This window comes from Streptomyces sp. NPDC059398 (genome assembly GCF_042751845.1).
In the GTDB taxonomy this organism is placed as follows: domain Bacteria; phylum Actinomycetota; class Actinomycetes; order Streptomycetales; family Streptomycetaceae; genus Streptomyces.
In genome coordinates this window covers 2,302-17,336 of record NZ_JBHYWP010000081.1, presented here as the reverse complement: position 1 = coordinate 17,336, position 15,035 = coordinate 2,302, and the positions used below count along the sequence as shown (strand labels likewise).

Here is a 15,035-nt window from a genome sequence, read left to right as displayed (position 1 = left end):
CCCCTCCAAATCCCAGACTGCCGTGGAGCGTACGGCGGTTACCCGGCCATTGTGTCGTGCGGAGCCTCGGCCTCCGAGGCATGCACCCCCTCAGTGTGCCCACCCGCACCGCAGCTGCAGTCGGGGTGGGGTGTGATACGGGCCGCTCGCCAGTCGAGCAGCGGCAGCGACGCTTCCCACCGCGAGCCTGTGGAAGCGGGCAGCTCCCCGTCGAGGAACGTCAGTGCGTGGGCGGTCACCAGTCCCGCGACCGCCGTGGCCAGACCGAGATCGCAGGCCGGGACGGAGCCGCGTCGGCCCGAGCGCCACTGCGCGACCATCCGGGGCCAGCCAGGATCACGCTCGGCCCGGCGCAGGGCCAGGCAGCCCGAGCACGCCGTGCCTCCCGGCAGGACCAGCGGCCCGACCACTCCGGTGCCTTCGAGCACACCCCCGTAGAGATGAGGTGTGCCCGACGCGATCCACTCCGCGGAGACCGCCGGATCCGGCACATAGGCGTCGAGTCCGTCCCGCGGGGCGACGACGACCAGGGACAGCCCGGGCCCGCAGTCCCCGCCCGGTGCGGCAGCCGAAGCCCGTGATGGCGGGCCGGGCGCGGCGCGCCGGACCAGCCGGCGGGCCGCCGTGTCCCGCCGCTCCCCGACGGCCTCGGCCGGGAAACCGCCCGGCGCCACATCCCCGGGGGTGACGGCTCCGCCGTCGAGCACTTCGATCAGGCCCACCCCGGAGGCCGAGAGCAGCGCCGCCACCATGGCCCCGACCCGGCCGGCACCACGGACCTGGACCCGTATGGCCCGCCGCGCCGCGAGCCGGGCCGCGCCGCCGCCCGGCTCCGGATGGACCAGTGAGAGCGATGCCAGGTCGGGGCGGAGCCGGTCCAGGGTGCCGGGCCGGTTCCGTAACGCCTCGACCGCCGCGCCTCCGGCCCGCGCATCGTCGATCAGCCCCGCCTTCGCCAGCCGGGCGACCAGCTTGTCCACCTGGCCGTCCGGCAGCCGCATGGCCCGCGCCTCCTCCCGCAGCAGCTCCATCCCGCGGGTGCCGTCCAGCAGCCCGATGAGACAGCCGGTCGCCGGGTCCACCGGGCCGAGCACCACCGCCTGGGCGGGCGTCACCCCGAACTGCACGGCCTGCCGGTCCCGCCATGCGCGCCGCAGCGCGGGCTTCACCATTGGATGCATCGCACGCCCCCGTTCACAGTCCGCTGGGCTGTCCCAGCGGCTCTGTCGCCAGAATGCCCTCAGGTCATGGACGGTGCGGAGAGTTATCCACAGGCGCGGTGTGCTGATACTTCGAATGCTGCACTCTATGGAATGGATCAAGGTTCAACCGCCATGGGCGCGGGACTTCCCCCACTGACAGCGGGTAACGTCGAGACGTGCCCGTCGATCCCCTGCACACCGCCGGAAACCCCTCGCGCAGCGCGAAGACCCCGCCGCCCTGCGCCCCGGCGACGAGCCCGGTCGAGGTCCGCAGGAGCGCCCGTCGGAACAGAACGGTCTCCGCGTACCGCGAGGGCGACCGCACCATCGTGCTCATCCCGGCCCGGATGTCGGACGCGGAGGAACGGCGCTGGGTGACCGTGATGCTCGACAAACTCGCGGCCCAGGAGAGCAAGCGCGTCCTCGGCGACACCGGGCTCGCCGAGCGCGCGGCGCGGCTGTCCGAGCAGTACTTCGAGGGCAGGGCACGTCCCGATTCGGTGCGCTGGGTGACCAACCAGAACACCCGGTGGGGTTCCTGCACCCCGGCGGAGGGCAGCATCCGGCTGTCGCACCGGCTCCAGGGCATGCCGGAGTACGTCGTCGACTATGTGCTGCTCCACGAGCTCGCCCATCTCCTGGTGCCCGGCCACGGCCCGCGCTTCTGGCGGCTCCTCGATGCGTATCCGCGCACCGAGCGGGCCCGGGGCTACCTCGAAGGGGTGGTCTCCGCCGAGCGGCTGCCCCATCTGCCCGCGGCCCGGGGCGAGTGACGGCTCCACCGTTCCTGCGGTCCTGACGCGGAGTGCGGTGGACGGCCCCGGCGCCCCCGACCTCCGGTGCGGCAGACGGCTCCGGCGTCCCTGGCCTCCGGTGCCGCACGCCCCCCCCGGCGATTCTGTACCGGCTGCGTACCGGGTCCGTCCCGGCTTGGCCGGATGTCGGTGCCAGCCGTTAGCCTGACGCGACGGAAACACACTCGGGATGGGGGACGGTCGTTACGTATGGCCAGGCAATTCCAACGCGGCCACAAGGCCCGGATCAGTGACCTGACAGCGGGCACGGACCTGTACGTGGGTGTACAGATCGCGGGCGCCGGACTGACCTTCGACATCAGCTGCTTCGGACTCGACGCGGATGAACAGCTCTCGGACGACCGGTACTTCATCTTCTTCAACCAGCCCAAGTCGCCCGAGGAGTCCATCCAGCTCCTCGGCGCGCAGGCCGGTGACACCGAATCCTTCCGTGTCACGCTCGACCGCATCCCCGCGACCGTCCAGAAGCTCTCGTTCACCGCGACGATCGACGGCGGCGGCCAGATGTCACAGATCGGGCCCGGGTACATCCGTATCGTCGCCGGCGGCGAAGAGGTCGTCAGATACGCCTTCACCGGCTCCGAGTTCAGCACCGAGCGCGCCGTCATGCTGGGCGACTTCTATCTGAAGGACGTCTGGCGGTTCGCCGCAGTCGGCCAGGGCTTCGACGGGGGACTCGAAGCGCTGCTGAAGAACTTCGGCGGTGAAGTGGCCGACGAGGAGCCCGAAGTTCCGCAGCAGGCCGCCCCGCCGGCCTTCGGCGCTCCCGCCTTCGCTCCCCCCGCCGCTCCCGAGCCCGCCCCCGCTTTCGGCGCGCCGGCTGCCCAGCCCCAGACCGTCCAGCCCCAGACCGCCACGCCCCAGGCCCCGCCTGCCCCGCAGCCGCAGCCCGCGCCCGGGGGAGCGGCGGCCCCGCCTCCACCCCCGGGGCCCACTCCGCCTCCACCCCCGGCGCCCGCTCCGCCGCCCCTGCACTCGGCGCCCACCATGGCCGCGCCGATGCATATGCAGGGCGGCGTCACCCCGCCGCCCGCTCCTGCTCCTTACGCGCCACAGCCGCCGCCGCTTCCCCAGCAGCAACAGCCGCCCCAGTTCGGTCAGTTCCCGGGCCAGGCTCAGCCGCCGGGCGCCCCCGCCCCGTACGGAGACGCCCAGGGCGGGCCGGGCCCCTACGGTCAGCAGCCGTCTCCCGGGCAGCCCGCTCCGTACGGACAGCCCGCCCCCTACGGTCAGCATCAGCCGACCGTGGCGGTCCCCGGGCTGCAGGCCGCCTTCCAGAAGTACCGGGAAACGGACACCGGCCAGCGCTGGACACCGCAGAACAAGTACCTGATGAGGGCTGATCTGACCATCAGTGACACCCCTGTACTCGCCCGCCAGGGCAGCATGGTGATGTACCAGGGCAAGGTCGACTTCAGCTACAAGGGAGCCGGATTCGCCGGGCGGATCGTGGGCCATGCCACCGGCCAGGAGATGCAGCTGATGCGCTGCACCGGCCGTGGACAGGTCTTCTTCGCCGAGAACAGCACCCATCTGCACCCCATTGAGCTGCAGGGCGACGGTATCTGCGTCTCCGCGGAGAACGTGCTCGCCTTCGACGAGACCCTGCAGTACGAGGTCCGCAGGATCGAGGGCCATGGGATCCCCGGCGGGGCCCTGTTCACCATGCAGTTCCAGGGCACCGGCACAGTGATCGTCAAGACCCACGGGGCGCCGGTCGTCCTGCCCGTCACCCCGACCACCTTCGCCGACTGCAATGCGGTCGTCGCCTGGTCGTCGGCCTCGCAGGTGATCGTCGCCAGCCAGGTGCGACTGCGGCACAACGCCTACGCGGGCGACAGCGGCGAGAGCGTGAACCTCCAGTTCCGGGGCGCCCCCGGGAACTTCATCATCGTCCAGCCGTACGAGGTCTGAGGGAGCCCGTCATGAACCAGCAGCTCGCGGGTTACGCCCCGACCCCCGTCACGGCCCGCATGGAGAACCACGGCAGCAAGATGCTGAAGGTCGCCATGCAGACAGGCCAGGACCTGCTCGCACGCACCGGATCGATGGTCGCGTACGAGGGCTTCGTGCAGTACGAGCCGAATCCGCCCGCCGTCCGTCAGATCGCCCGTGACTGGATCACCGGTGAGGGCGCCCCGCTCATGAAGTGCTCGGGCGACGGCCTGCTCTACCTCGCCGACTACGGCGCGGACATCGTCGTCATCAACCTCGACAACGACGCGCTGTCGGTCAACGGCAGCAATCTGCTCGCCTACGACGCGAGCCTCACCTGGGGCGTGGAACGAGTCAAGGGCATGGCCAAGTTCGCCGGCCAGGGGCTGTGGAACATCCAGGTGTCCGGCAGCGGCTGGGTCGCCATCACCTCGCGGGGCACACCGATCGTCGTCGACTGCGGCAGCGGCGAGGACGAGACATATGTCGACCCGGACGCCCTGGTCGCCTGGTCACCGAATCTGAAGGTGAAGGGCAAGCGCAGCTTCAAGGCCGGTTCGCTGATCGGGCGCGGCAGTGGTGAGGCGTACCAGATGGCCTTCTCCGGGCAGGGCATCGTCGTCGTACAGCCGAGCGAGGACAGTACCGACCGTCTGCGGATCCGGAACTGAGGGGAGTCAGAACACCATGCAGAGCCCGCTTTTCAGCTATACGGAGCAGCAGACCCAGGACCGGTACACGGTGCAGAACCCGCAGTTGCTGCGGGTCGCGCTGACCGGACACGACGACGTACTCGCCCGCAAGGGCGCCATGGTCGCGTACCAGGGGATGATCGAATTCGACGGGGAGTACCAGTCGAACCAGCAGCGGCGCGCCCGGGCTCACACGGGCGAGGGGCTCGACCTGATGCGCTGCCACGGACAGGGCACGGTCTACTTCGCCAATCTGGCGCAGCATGTGCACATGGTGGAGGTCGACCAGGACGGTCTGACGGTGGACAGCGCCTATGTCCTGGCGATGGACTCCAGCCTGAACCACACGGTCGTCGCCGTCGACAGCCAGTACGGCATCTCGGGATCCGGCAAGTACCAGCTGCACATCACCGGCCGGGGCCAGGTGGCCCTGATGACCTCGGGGCAGCCGCTGATGATGCAGGTCACGCCGGACAAGTACATCAACGCCGATGCGGACGCGGTGGTCGCCTGGTCGTCCGGTCTGCGGGTGCAGATGCAGGCGCAGACACACTCATCGGGGGTGCGGCGGCGGCGCGGCAGTACCGGTGAGGGCTGGGAACTCAGCTTCCTGGGACAGGGGTTCGCCCTCGTCCAGCCGAGCGAGGTGATGCCGCCGCAGCACGCGAACATCGGCGACGGGGTGCTGGCGCAGTTCGGCGTGGGACAGCAGGGCGCGCACGGCCGGAACCAGGGCAACGTCTGGAACTGACGAGGACGTCCGGACAGACGAGGACGAGGCGGCGGCCTCCTGATCAGCTGCGGGAGGCCCGCCGCCTACTCGTACGGAGGCCCGCCGCCTACTCGTACGGGAGCCCGCAGCCGACTCCTGCGGAACGCCGCACCTCACCTCAGCCGGACGGTTGCCCGGCCAGCGCTGTGCGGGCGGCGTCCACCAGGTGCCGGACGGACGCGTCGGCCACGTCTGCCACCTCGTCGTAGGCGAACCACCGCAGATCCAGCGACTCGTCACTGATCAGCTCCACGGCTCCCGGCGGGACCAGAGCCGCGTACTGCACATCGAAGTGCTGGGTGCACGGCCCCGGAATCGGATGCCGGTCAAGCCGCAGCGGGTCGCCGGGCAGCAGCGTCAGCCCCTCGATGCCGGACTCCTCGGTCGCCTCACGCAGGGCGGCACCCGCCACCGTGCTGTCGCCCGGTTCGCAGTGTCCGCCCATCTGGAGCCACATCCGCAGCTTCCTGTGCAGGGTGAGCAGCACCTGACCGCGTTCCGGGGCCAGGACCAGAGCGCTCGCGGTGAGATGCCCGGACCCGCAGGACTTCCACATCCCGTCCGGGTGGGCCGAGAGATGGTCCAGATACCTCTGGCGCAGCTCGCCCTGGCCCTGGTGGCCCATGAGTACGCGGACCGCGTCGTCCCGCAGGGTGCCCTCGTGCGTCACTGGCCGGAGTCGTCCTTCTTGTCATCGTTCTCGTCGTTCTTGCTGTCCGGCCCGTGCTTGCCGTCGGATTCGGCGCTCCCGCCGGGCTCGTCGCCCTCGCCGGTCCGCGCCGGGCCGGCGTCCGTGTCGCCGCCCTTGGTCAGGTCGGCCTTGCCGGTGCCGGTCCTGTCGCCGCCCGCGGCCTCGCCGAGCATCTTGTCCAGCTCGGAGAAGTCCAGGTGCTCGTGGTGGACGAAACCGTCCGGGTCGTCCAGGTCGGAAGCGGTCGGCAGCATGTCCGGGTGCTCCCACAGGCCGTCCCGGCCGTCGACGCCCCGTGCGTCCGTGAGCGAGGCCCACAGCCGGGAAGCGTCCCGCAGCCGGCGCGGACGGAGCTCCAGGCCGATCAGGGTGGCGAAGGTCTGCTCGGCCGGACCGCCCGACGCCCGGCGCCTGCGCAGCGTCTCGCGCAGTGCGTCCGCCGAGGTCAGACGGGTCTTCGCGGCCTCGTGCACCACGGCGTCCACCCAGCCTTCGACCAGCGCGAGCGCCGTCTCCAGACGGGCCAGTGCGGCCTTCTGCTCCGGGGTGTCCTCCGGCTGGAACATGCCCTGCTGGAGGGCTTCCTGCAACTGCTCGGGATGCGAGGGGTCGAGCTGGCCGACGACGTCCTCCAGCTTCGATGTGTCGACCTTGATGCCGCGGGCGTACCCCTCCACCGCGCCGAACAGATGCGAGCGCAGCCACGGCACATGGGCGAAGAGCCGCTGGTGGGCGGCCTCGCGCAGCGCCAGATAGAGCCGCACCTCGTTCTTGTCGATGCCCAGGTCCTTGCCGAAGGCCTCGATGTTCAGCGGGAGCAGCGCCGCCTTGCCGGCCGGGCCGAGCGGCAGGCCGATGTCGCTGGAGCCGACGACCTCGCCCGCCAGGACGCCGACCGCCTGGCCGATCTGCTGGCCGAACATGGCTCCGCCCATGGACCGCATCATGCCGAGCAGCGGGCCCGCCATGGCCTGCATCTCCTCGGGCAGCACCCCGCCCATGGCCGCTCCGACACGCTCCGCGACCGGGTCGACGAGCTCCTTCCACACCGGCAGGGTCGCCTCGACCCACTCGGCGCGGCTCCAGGCGACAGCCGTACCGGCCCCTGAGGGCAGCGAGGTCGCGCCGTCCAGCCACAGATCGGCCAGGCGCACGGCCTCCTCGACCGCCGACCGCTCGGCCGGGCCCACGCTGGTGTCCTTGGTGCCGTCGGACGTGCCCTGGGCGACCGTCTGCCGGGCGATGTCCTTCGCCATGTCCCAGTTGACCGGGCCGCCCTCGTAGCTCAGCATCTGGCCGAGCTGCTGGAACGCGGCGCCCAGGTCGTTCGGGTTCATCGAACCGAACATCGCGGCGAACGGATTGTCGCCGCCGCTGCCGGGGCCGAACCCGAGTGGATTCTGCGGGGAGCTTCCGCCGCCCTGGCTGCCCTTGCTCTTGCCCTCGTCGCCGTCCTCCGGCTCCTCCGGCGGAAGGCCGAATCCGAATGGAGTGTCACTCACGGGTTTCCTCGGCTCGTAGGGCCGTCGGCCGACTGGCCGACAGCGATTGCCCGACAACACCACCCAGGGTAGAGGGTGACCGCCCGGTCAGGCCGGGTCCGACCGGGCGGCTCCGCACAGACACCGGTGCCCGATGAGGGCTCAGTGCTTGGCTGACGCATGGGCTGCGGCAGGATGGACGCCACCTGGTCCGTACGTGTCAGTTCGCGTACGTACTGAAGACAACCTCTGGAGACGCCCGGTGAGTTCCCCAGATCCGCAGGTTCGCGCAGCGCGAAACCTCTCAACCAAGCCCTCCCGAGGACCCGTCGTCGCGGTCACCGGAGCCGCCTCCGGTATCGGTGCCCTGCTGACCCGGCAGCTGGCCGGGTCCGACGAGGTCAAGCAGGTCGTGGCCATGGACGAGCGGCGCGGTGACGTGGCCGATGCGCAGTGGCACATCCTCGACGTGCGCGACCCGGCGATCGCCGAGAAGCTGCGCGGCGCAGACGTCGTGGTGCATCTCGCGCTCGACCTCGATCTGGAGACCGATGCGTCAGCCCGCTCGGCGTACAACGTCCGCGGCACCCAGACGGTCCTGACGGCCGCCGCTGCCGCCGGGGTCCACCGCGTCGTGCTCTGCACATCGGCCATGGTCTACGGGGCGCTGCCGGACAACGACATCCCGCTCTCGGAGGACGCCGAACTGCGGGCGACCGCCGAGGCCACCGGCGTCGGTGACCTCCTGGAGATCGAGCGGCTGGGCCGCCGCGCCCCGCGGGCCCATCCCGGTCTGAACGTCACCGTGGTCAGGCCGACGGTCCTGGTGGGCGGCACGGACACCGCGCTGACCCGCTACTTCGAGTCCCCGCGCCTGCTGGTGGTCGCCGGCACCCGCCCCACCTGGCAGTTCTGCCATGTGGACGACCTGGTCAGCGCACTGGAGTACGCCGCGCTCGAAAAGGTCGACGGAGAGTTCGCGGTCGGCTGCGACGGCTGGCTCGAACAGGACCAGGTCGAGGAGCTCAGCGGAATCCGGCGGATGGAACTGCCGTCCGCTGTGGCGCTCGGCGCCGCGGCCCGGCTGCACCGGATCGGCCTCACCCCGTCGCCCGCCGGGGACCTGGCGTACACGATGCACCCCTGGGTGGTCAGTGTCGGCAGACTGCACGACGCGGGCTGGCGGCCCCGATGGACCAACGAGGACGTGCTCGCCGAACTTCTCGAAGAGGTCGCGGGACGGCACACCGTCGCGGGCCGCAGGCTCGGCCGCAAGGACGCCACAGCCGCGGGTGCGGCCGGTGCGACGGTCGCGCTGCTCGGTACGGCGGCGCTGGTGCGCCGGGCACGCCGGGCGCGGCGCGGGCGTATCTGAGCTCTGCCCGTCAGGTCACGAGCTGCCTGTTCACCGCGCGCCCGTGCCCGGACCCACCCGCGGGCGCCCTGTAGGACGCTCCAAGGGGGTTGTGCCGGTACCGGTCGAAAGCGCCATTCCGCGCCGTCGTTCCCGTACGGCACCATGGACCTCATGGCATTCACCGACGACCACCCCGGCGAACACGCGGCCCAGGACCCCATCCGGCTGCTGGAGGTCCGTGACACCCCGCTCAGTATCGACGAGGTGTTCAAGGCCGTGGGCGACGAGGCGGCCGGCGGCACGGCGCTCTTCATCGGTACGGTGCGCAACCACGACGGCGGCACCGATGTCGACGCGCTCGGCTACTCCTGCCATCCCTCCGCCGAGGACGAGATGCGCCGGGTCGCCGAGCGGGTCGCCGAGAAGTTCCCGGTGCGCGCCCTGGCCGCGGTCCACCGGGTGGGCGATCTCGCGGTGGGCGATCTCGCGGTGGTGGCCGCCGTCTCGTGCGCGCACCGCAACGAGGCGTTCGAGGCCTGCCGGATGCTCATCGACGATCTGAAGCACGACGTGCCGATCTGGAAGCACCAGACCTTCTCGAACGGCACGGAGGAGTGGGTCGGCATCTGACGCCGTCCCGGACCGGAACGCCCCCCCTCGCGGGGGACCCTGTCCGCCATGTGCTCGATTTGCGTAACCGCCCCCCTGCCGTGAGCGTTGGAGCAGCGGAAGACTAATCTGCTGATCAGTCGGTTCGCGACTGTTCACGGGGGTCCGGAGGTCGGTATGGGTGCGCTTGCCTGGTTGCTGATTCCGCTCATCGCCGCGGTCGGCGCCGCCCTGTGGGGCCGGTGGGCCGCGCGGCAGCGCAAGGCCGCCGACGGCGCCGAACTCGCCGGCTACGCCCGGTTCCGTAAGGCCATGGAGAAGGCCGACGCCGGCTCCGACGCGCTCTGACCCCGCGAGCGCCGGTGCCGCCCGCACCTGGAGCCCCGGCCCCGAGCGGTGCGCCACAGGACGGTCCCGTACTGTCGTTCCATGCCACGCCGCACCTTGACGCTGCTCACGTCCACCCTCGTGCTGATCGCGCTGCTGTGCGGCGGAGTGTTCCTCACCGTCCCGTACGCGGAGATGAGCCCCGGGCCGACCGTGAACACGCTCGGCAAGGCGGGCGGCGAACCGGTCCTGCAGATCTCCGGCCACAAGACGTATCCGACGAGCGGGCACCTCAACATGGTGACGGTCCGGGTCACCCGGTCCGACTACCGGATGAACCTGGTCGAGGCGGTGTACGGCTGGCTCGCGCACGACACCGTGGTCGTCCCCCACGACACCCTGTACCCGGACGGCACGACCGAGCAGCAGTCGACCCAGCAGAATGCCGAGGAGTTCAGCGAGTCCCAGGAGAGCGCCAAGGTCGCGGCCCTGGACGAGCTGGGTATCCCGGTGAAGTCGCGGACCGTGGTCTCCACTGTCGTCAAGGGCAGCCCCGCGCAGGGAAAGCTGCACGCGGGCGATGTGATCAAGGACGTGGACGGCAAGGCCGTCACCCAGCCCGGTGACGTGGCGAAGCTGGTCACCCAGCACAAGCCGGGCCAGTCGGTCGTCTTCACGGTCGTACCGGCGGCGAACGCAGCGGCAGCGGAGAAGAAGCACACCGAGCCGAAGGGCACGAAGAACGTGTCCCTCGTCACCGCCAAGGCGCCCGCCCCGGACCCGGGCCGGGCCATCGTGGGCATCACGGCCGGTGCCGACCACACCTTCCCGTTCCACATCGACATCAAGCTCGCCGATGTGGGCGGTCCCAGTGCCGGGCTGATGTTCTCCCTCGGCCTCGTCGACAAACTGACACCGGGCGATCTGACGGGCGGAAAGTTCGTCGCGGGCACCGGCACGATCGACGACAAGGGTGTGGTCGGGCCCATCGGTGGTATCGAGATGAAGCTCGTCGCCGCACGCAAGGCCGGCGCCCAGTACTTCCTGACACCCAGCGACAACTGCGCCGCGGCCGCCGCCGACACCCCCGCGGGCCTCACCCTGGTGAAGGTGAAGGCGATGAAGGACGCGAAGCAGGCGATGGACAAGATCCGGACCGGGAAGACGGCCGGGCTGCCCAGCTGCTCCGCCAAGTAGCCACACGGCCGCAGAGGCGGGTGGCCGCCAGGCGGAGCGGCTGGGACCGGACCCGGTGAGTCAGGCCCGGAAGATCAGACCTGGAAGGTCAAGCCTCCGAGCTCAGGCCTCGAACGTCACCGAGAGCGCGTCGGCGAGCCCGGGGACCAGCTCCGAGCCCGTCAGCACCTCGTTCGGTGAGTCCTTCGCGCGCAGCCGCAGCGCGGACTCACGGGTGCCGTCCCGCAGCACCGCTACCGTCATCCGCACCTCCTGCCGGTCCGGGTGCTCGGCCACCCAGGCCGTCAGCTGCGCCTCGTCCATGCCGTCCGGCACGGACGCCTCGGCCGACGGCGGCAGCATCAGCCGCTCCACCGTCATCGCGCAGCCGGCCACCGCGTCGGGCCAGGCGATGGTGGCGAGGAACTCGTCGAGCGGCGTGGTGTCCGGGATCTCGTCCTGTTCGACGGGGGTCAGCGAAGCGGCGGGCTCGCCTTCGTCGAGACCGAGCTGGGCGGCGAGGCCGGGCTCCTGGGTACGGAGCTTCGCGGTGTCCACGAGTGCGAAGAGCCGGGCGGGCTGGTCCCAGCCGAGACCGGACGCGTACTCGTCGATTTCGAGCACCGCCACGGTGAGCGGACTGGTGGCCATCGGAGGGCCTGAGGGCGAAGAAAGGTTGGGCATGGGCAATATCCTGCCCTCTTCCACCCCGGGAACGGGAACTGGGTAAAGCCTCAGTAAGTTGCATGAGTGGGCCCTACGATCGCGGGGCCTGCTCCACACGACCGCAGACTTCGAGGTGCGCACGTTGGCTTTCCAGATGCCGGACCGCGGCGGAGGCCCGACCGGGCCACGGATCAGAGTGGGACGGCCGTCCCGCCGCGCCCGGACCCTGCTCATGACACTGGGCGTGCTGGTCGTTCTGGCCATGGCGTTCATCATGTTCGCCGGGTTCTGGACCGACTGGCTCTGGTACCGCTCCGTCCACTACTCGTCCGTCTTCACGACCACGCTGTGGACGAAGATCGGGCTCTTCCTCGTCTTCGGCGTGCTGATGGGGGCCGCCGTCGGCCTGAACATCTGGCTGGCGCACCGGCTGCGGCCGCCGCTGAGCGCGATGTCGCTGGAGCAGCAGAATCTCGACCGCTACCGGATGGGCATCGCCCCGTACAAGAAGTGGCTGCTGCTCGGGGTCACCGCGGTCGTCGGGCTGATCGCGGGTGCCTCCGCGTCCGGGCAGTGGCGTACCTGGCTGATGTTCGTCGACGGTGTGCCGTTCGGACAGAAGGACCCCCAGTTCAAGCTGGACGTGTCCTTCTACGCCTTCGATCTGCCCTGGTACCGCTTCCTGCTGGGCTTCGGCTTCGCCGCCGCGGTGCTCTCGCTGATCGCCGCCGCCCTGGTGCACTACCTGTACGGAGGGCTGCGCGTCACGAGCCCCGGTGCGCGCGCGACATCGGCGGCAACCGGTCATCTGTCGGTGCTGCTCGGTATCTTCGTGGCGTTCAAGGCCGTGGCGTACTGGCTCGACCGGTACGGACTCGCGGTCAAGTCCAGTGACTTCAAGGCCACGGGCAACTGGACGGGCCTGCGGTATGTGGACGCCAACGCCTATCTCCCCGCGAAAACGATCCTCTTCTGTATCGCGGTCATCTGCGCCCTGCTGTTCTTCGCGACGCTCTGGCGCCGCACCTGGCAGCTGCCGGTGATCGGCTTCGGTCTGATGGTGCTCTCGGCGATCCTGATCGGCGGGCTCTACCCGGCGATCGTGCAGAAGTTCACCGTCGAGCCGAACGAGCAGGCCAAGGAAGCTCCGTACATCCAGAAGAACATCAACGCCACGCGCCAGGCGTACAACATCGCGGGCACGGACGTCGACGACTACTCGGGCAAGAGCAGCACCAAGAACACGGCCAAGCAGCGTGACGACGCGAACTCGGCGGCCAGCTACCGGCTGAACGACCCGAACATCGTCTCGCCGACCTTCCAGCAGGTGGAGCAGAAGCGGAAGTACTACGGCTTCCCCGCGACGCTGGACGTGGACCGCTACAACGGCCAGGACACGGTGATCGGGCTGCGCGAGCTGAACATCGCGGGCATCCCGAAGCCCAACTGGATCAACAACCACTTCACCTACACCCACGGCTTCGGCGCCATCGCGGCCAAGGGCACGGCCACGGACAGCAACGGGGCCCCGGTCTTCACCGAGTCCGGCCTGCCGACCACGGGCAGCCTCCCGAAGCTCTCCACGGCCAGGCAGCGGATCTACTACGGCGAGAAGACCACCCAGTACTCGATCGTCGGGGGCCCGCAGAAGGAGCTCGACTACGAGAACAACGGGGAGAAGACCACCAGTTACAAGGGCAAGAGCGGGGTGGACATCTCCAGCCCGCTGAACCGCGCCGCGTACGCGATGGCCTTCAACGAGCCGCAGATCCTCTACTCGGGAGCGATCGGCAAGGGCTCGAAGATCCTCTACAACCGCACGCCGAAGCAGCGCGTCGAGGCGGTCGCCCCCTGGCTGACCATCGACGGCGACTCCTACCCGGCGGTGGTGGACGGGAAGATCCAGTGGGTCGTCGACGCGTACACCACGAGCAACGGATATCCGTACGCCTCGCGCACGACGCTCGGTGACAGCACGGCCGACTCGCTGACCGACAACCAGCGGTCGGTGGTCGCCCAGCAGAACCGGGTCAACTACATCCGCAACTCGGTGAAGGCCACGGTGGACGCCTACACCGGCGAGGTGAAGCTGTACCAGTGGGACACCAAGGACCCGGTCCTCAAGACCTGGATGAAGGCGTTCCCCCACACGGTCAAGCCGAAGGCGGACATCCCGGCCGACCTGCAGGCGCATCTGCGCTATCCGCAGGACATGTTCAAGGTGCAGCGCGAGATGCTGGCGCTCTACCACGTCAAGGACCCCAAGCAGTTCTACAGCGGCAGTGACGCCTGGCAGGTGCCCAACGACCCGACCACCAGGGACAACAGAGCGGTACCGCCGTACTACCTGTCGCTGAAGATGCCGGGCCAGAAGGACGACAAGCAGCGGTTCTCGCTCACCACGACGTTCACTCCGAGCGGGCGGCCCAATCTGGGCGGCTTCATGGCGGTGGACGCGGACGCGGCGAGTCCGGACTACGGCACGATCAGACTCCTCAGAGTCACATCGGAAGTGCCGGGCCCCGAACAGGTGCAGAACAAGCTCAACGGCTCGTCGGAAGTAGGCACCTTCGTCCGGGACATGAAGGGCGCCGACTCGGACATCGAGTACGGGAACCTGCTCACGGTGCCGCTGGACGGCGGGTTCCTCTACGTCGAGCCGGTGTACGCCCAGGGCAACAACGCGCACTATCCGCTGCTGAAGAAGGTGGCCGTCTCGTTCGCGGACGCCGACTCACCGGACGGGGACACCACCGCGTTCGCGAACAGTCTGGGCGACGCGCTGAACCAGGTGTTCGGGGCGGACGGGCAGGAGACCAATCCGCCGTCGACCGGGGACACCACGAGACCGCCGGCCAACGGCACGGTGAAGAAGGCCATCGCCGACGCCCAGAAGGCGTACGAGGACAGCGAGGCGGCGCTGGCCGGGAAGAACCCGGACTGGACCGCCTACGGCAAGGCGCAGAAGGACCTGCAGAACGCCCTTCAGCGGGCGGCCGACGCCGGGGCCAAGGTCAAGCCGAGCGGCAAGACCGGCTGACCGGCCGACCGGCCGACCGGCAGCGGGGCAGGGCCTGATCAGGAGGTAAAAGCCCTGATCAGGCCCGGTCGGTGGCCGGACAGGGGGCGGTCGGGCGCCCCTCCGTGCCGTGGTACGGTTGACTCACAACGGCGCGGGGTGGAGCAGCTCGGTAGCTCGCTGGGCTCATAACCCAGAGGTCGCAGGTTCAAATCCTGTCCCCGCTACTGAAGTCGATGGGGCGCCGAAGGGGAGATTTAAGGGGGGGATGGGTGTGTGGGGCCCCATTGGCC

The 15,035-nt window shown here is 69.9% G+C and carries 13 protein-coding genes and 1 tRNA gene; 10 read left to right on the top strand and 4 right to left on the bottom strand.

Features of this window, described 5'->3' with window-relative positions; genetic code table 11:
• Positions 1 to 38: 38 nt before the first annotated feature.
• Positions 39 to 1,181, bottom strand: a complete 1,143-nt coding sequence (locus ACFXBC_RS25390) for a TOMM precursor leader peptide-binding protein (protein WP_385028780.1) — start codon at positions 1,179 to 1,181, stop codon at positions 39 to 41.
• Between the two features lie 197 nt (positions 1,182 to 1,378).
• Here ACFXBC_RS25390 and ACFXBC_RS25385 point away from each other — a divergent pair, with 197 nt between their 5' ends.
• From ACFXBC_RS25385 to ACFXBC_RS25370, 4 genes are all read left to right on the top strand, one after another.
• Positions 1,379 to 1,975 (top strand): M48 family metallopeptidase, encoded by a 597-nt coding sequence (locus ACFXBC_RS25385; RefSeq protein WP_385028777.1) that lies wholly within the window; start codon positions 1,379 to 1,381, stop codon positions 1,973 to 1,975.
• A 231-nt stretch (positions 1,976 to 2,206) separates the two neighbouring features.
• Positions 2,207 to 3,931 carry a TerD family protein gene (locus tag ACFXBC_RS25380; RefSeq protein WP_385028774.1) on the top strand — a complete coding sequence of 575 codons (1,725 nt, stop codon included), beginning with the start codon at positions 2,207 to 2,209 and terminating at the stop codon, positions 3,929 to 3,931.
• An 11-nt stretch (positions 3,932 to 3,942) separates the two neighbouring features.
• Positions 3,943 to 4,623, top strand: a complete 681-nt coding sequence (locus ACFXBC_RS25375; protein WP_385028771.1) for an AIM24 family protein — start codon at positions 3,943 to 3,945, stop codon at positions 4,621 to 4,623.
• Between the two features lie 16 nt (positions 4,624 to 4,639).
• Entirely contained in the window at positions 4,640 to 5,395 is a 756-nt protein-coding gene (locus ACFXBC_RS25370) for an AIM24 family protein (protein WP_385028768.1), read from the top strand.
• 139 nt (positions 5,396 to 5,534) lie between these two features.
• On the opposite strand, the gene ACFXBC_RS25365 is transcribed toward ACFXBC_RS25370, so the two are convergent.
• A complete protein-coding gene (locus ACFXBC_RS25365) occupies positions 5,535 to 6,041 on the bottom strand; it encodes an NUDIX hydrolase (RefSeq protein ID WP_385028827.1) in 507 nt (168 codons plus the stop codon).
• A 41-nt stretch (positions 6,042 to 6,082) separates the two neighbouring features.
• Positions 6,083 to 7,609 carry a zinc-dependent metalloprotease gene (locus ACFXBC_RS25360; protein WP_385028765.1) on the bottom strand — a complete coding sequence of 509 codons (1,527 nt, stop codon included), beginning with the start codon at positions 7,607 to 7,609 and terminating at the stop codon, positions 6,083 to 6,085.
• Positions 7,610 to 7,850: 241 nt separating this feature from the next.
• Between ACFXBC_RS25360 and ACFXBC_RS25355 the strand changes: the two genes are divergently transcribed.
• The 4 genes from ACFXBC_RS25355 to ACFXBC_RS25340 all read left to right on the top strand — a co-directional run bounded on the left by ACFXBC_RS25355 (position 7,851) and on the right by ACFXBC_RS25340 (position 11,078).
• Positions 7,851 to 8,963, top strand: a complete 1,113-nt coding sequence (locus ACFXBC_RS25355; RefSeq protein ID WP_385028762.1) for an SDR family oxidoreductase — start codon at positions 7,851 to 7,853, stop codon at positions 8,961 to 8,963.
• A 153-nt stretch (positions 8,964 to 9,116) separates the two neighbouring features.
• Positions 9,117 to 9,575 (top strand): molybdenum cofactor biosynthesis protein MoaE, encoded by a 459-nt coding sequence (locus ACFXBC_RS25350; protein ID WP_385028759.1) that lies wholly within the window; start codon positions 9,117 to 9,119, stop codon positions 9,573 to 9,575.
• A gap of 156 nt (positions 9,576 to 9,731) precedes the next feature.
• Positions 9,732 to 9,902, top strand: coding sequence for a hypothetical protein (locus tag ACFXBC_RS25345; RefSeq protein WP_385028756.1), 171 nt, complete (start codon positions 9,732 to 9,734; stop codon positions 9,900 to 9,902).
• Positions 9,903 to 9,983: 81 nt separating this feature from the next.
• Complete coding sequence (locus tag ACFXBC_RS25340; RefSeq protein WP_385028753.1) at positions 9,984 to 11,078, top strand: PDZ domain-containing protein; 1,095 nt, start codon at positions 9,984 to 9,986, stop codon at positions 11,076 to 11,078.
• Between the two features lie 102 nt (positions 11,079 to 11,180).
• Here the strand turns inward: ACFXBC_RS25340 and ACFXBC_RS25335 are convergent, their stop codons facing one another.
• A complete protein-coding gene (locus tag ACFXBC_RS25335; protein WP_385028750.1) occupies positions 11,181 to 11,741 on the bottom strand; it encodes a PPA1309 family protein in 561 nt (186 codons plus the stop codon).
• 136 nt (positions 11,742 to 11,877) lie between these two features.
• Here ACFXBC_RS25335 and ACFXBC_RS25330 point away from each other — a divergent pair, with 136 nt between their 5' ends.
• Both ACFXBC_RS25330 and ACFXBC_RS25325 read left to right on the top strand, forming a co-directional pair.
• Positions 11,878 to 14,763: a UPF0182 family protein gene (locus ACFXBC_RS25330; protein WP_385028818.1), complete on the top strand. Its 2,886-nt coding sequence runs from the start codon at positions 11,878 to 11,880 to the stop codon at positions 14,761 to 14,763.
• A 132-nt stretch (positions 14,764 to 14,895) separates the two neighbouring features.
• Positions 14,896 to 14,969, top strand: a tRNA-Met gene (locus ACFXBC_RS25325).
• Positions 14,970 to 15,035: the final 66 nt, after the last annotated feature.

Bases quoted from the DNA above. Each gene is read 5' to 3' on its own strand.
- ACFXBC_RS25390 (WP_385028780.1), bottom strand. From the start codon at position 1,181: ATGCATCCAATGGTGAAGCCCGCGCTGCGGCGCGCATGGCGGGACCGG.
- ACFXBC_RS25380 (WP_385028774.1), top strand. From the start codon at position 2,207: ATGGCCAGGCAATTCCAACGCGGCCACAAGGCCCGGATCAGTGACCTG.
- ACFXBC_RS25375 (WP_385028771.1), top strand. From the start codon at position 3,943: ATGAACCAGCAGCTCGCGGGTTACGCCCCGACCCCCGTCACGGCCCGC.
- ACFXBC_RS25370 (WP_385028768.1), top strand. From the start codon at position 4,640: ATGCAGAGCCCGCTTTTCAGCTATACGGAGCAGCAGACCCAGGACCGG.
- ACFXBC_RS25365 (WP_385028827.1), bottom strand. From the start codon at position 6,041: ATGGGCCACCAGGGCCAGGGCGAGCTGCGCCAGAGGTATCTGGACCAT.
- ACFXBC_RS25350 (WP_385028759.1), top strand. From the start codon at position 9,117: ATGGCATTCACCGACGACCACCCCGGCGAACACGCGGCCCAGGACCCC.
- ACFXBC_RS25345 (WP_385028756.1), top strand. From the start codon at position 9,732: ATGGGTGCGCTTGCCTGGTTGCTGATTCCGCTCATCGCCGCGGTCGGC.
- ACFXBC_RS25340 (WP_385028753.1), top strand. From the start codon at position 9,984: ATGCCACGCCGCACCTTGACGCTGCTCACGTCCACCCTCGTGCTGATC.
- ACFXBC_RS25335 (WP_385028750.1), bottom strand. From the start codon at position 11,741: ATGCCCAACCTTTCTTCGCCCTCAGGCCCTCCGATGGCCACCAGTCCG.
- ACFXBC_RS25330 (WP_385028818.1), top strand. From the start codon at position 11,878: ATGCCGGACCGCGGCGGAGGCCCGACCGGGCCACGGATCAGAGTGGGA.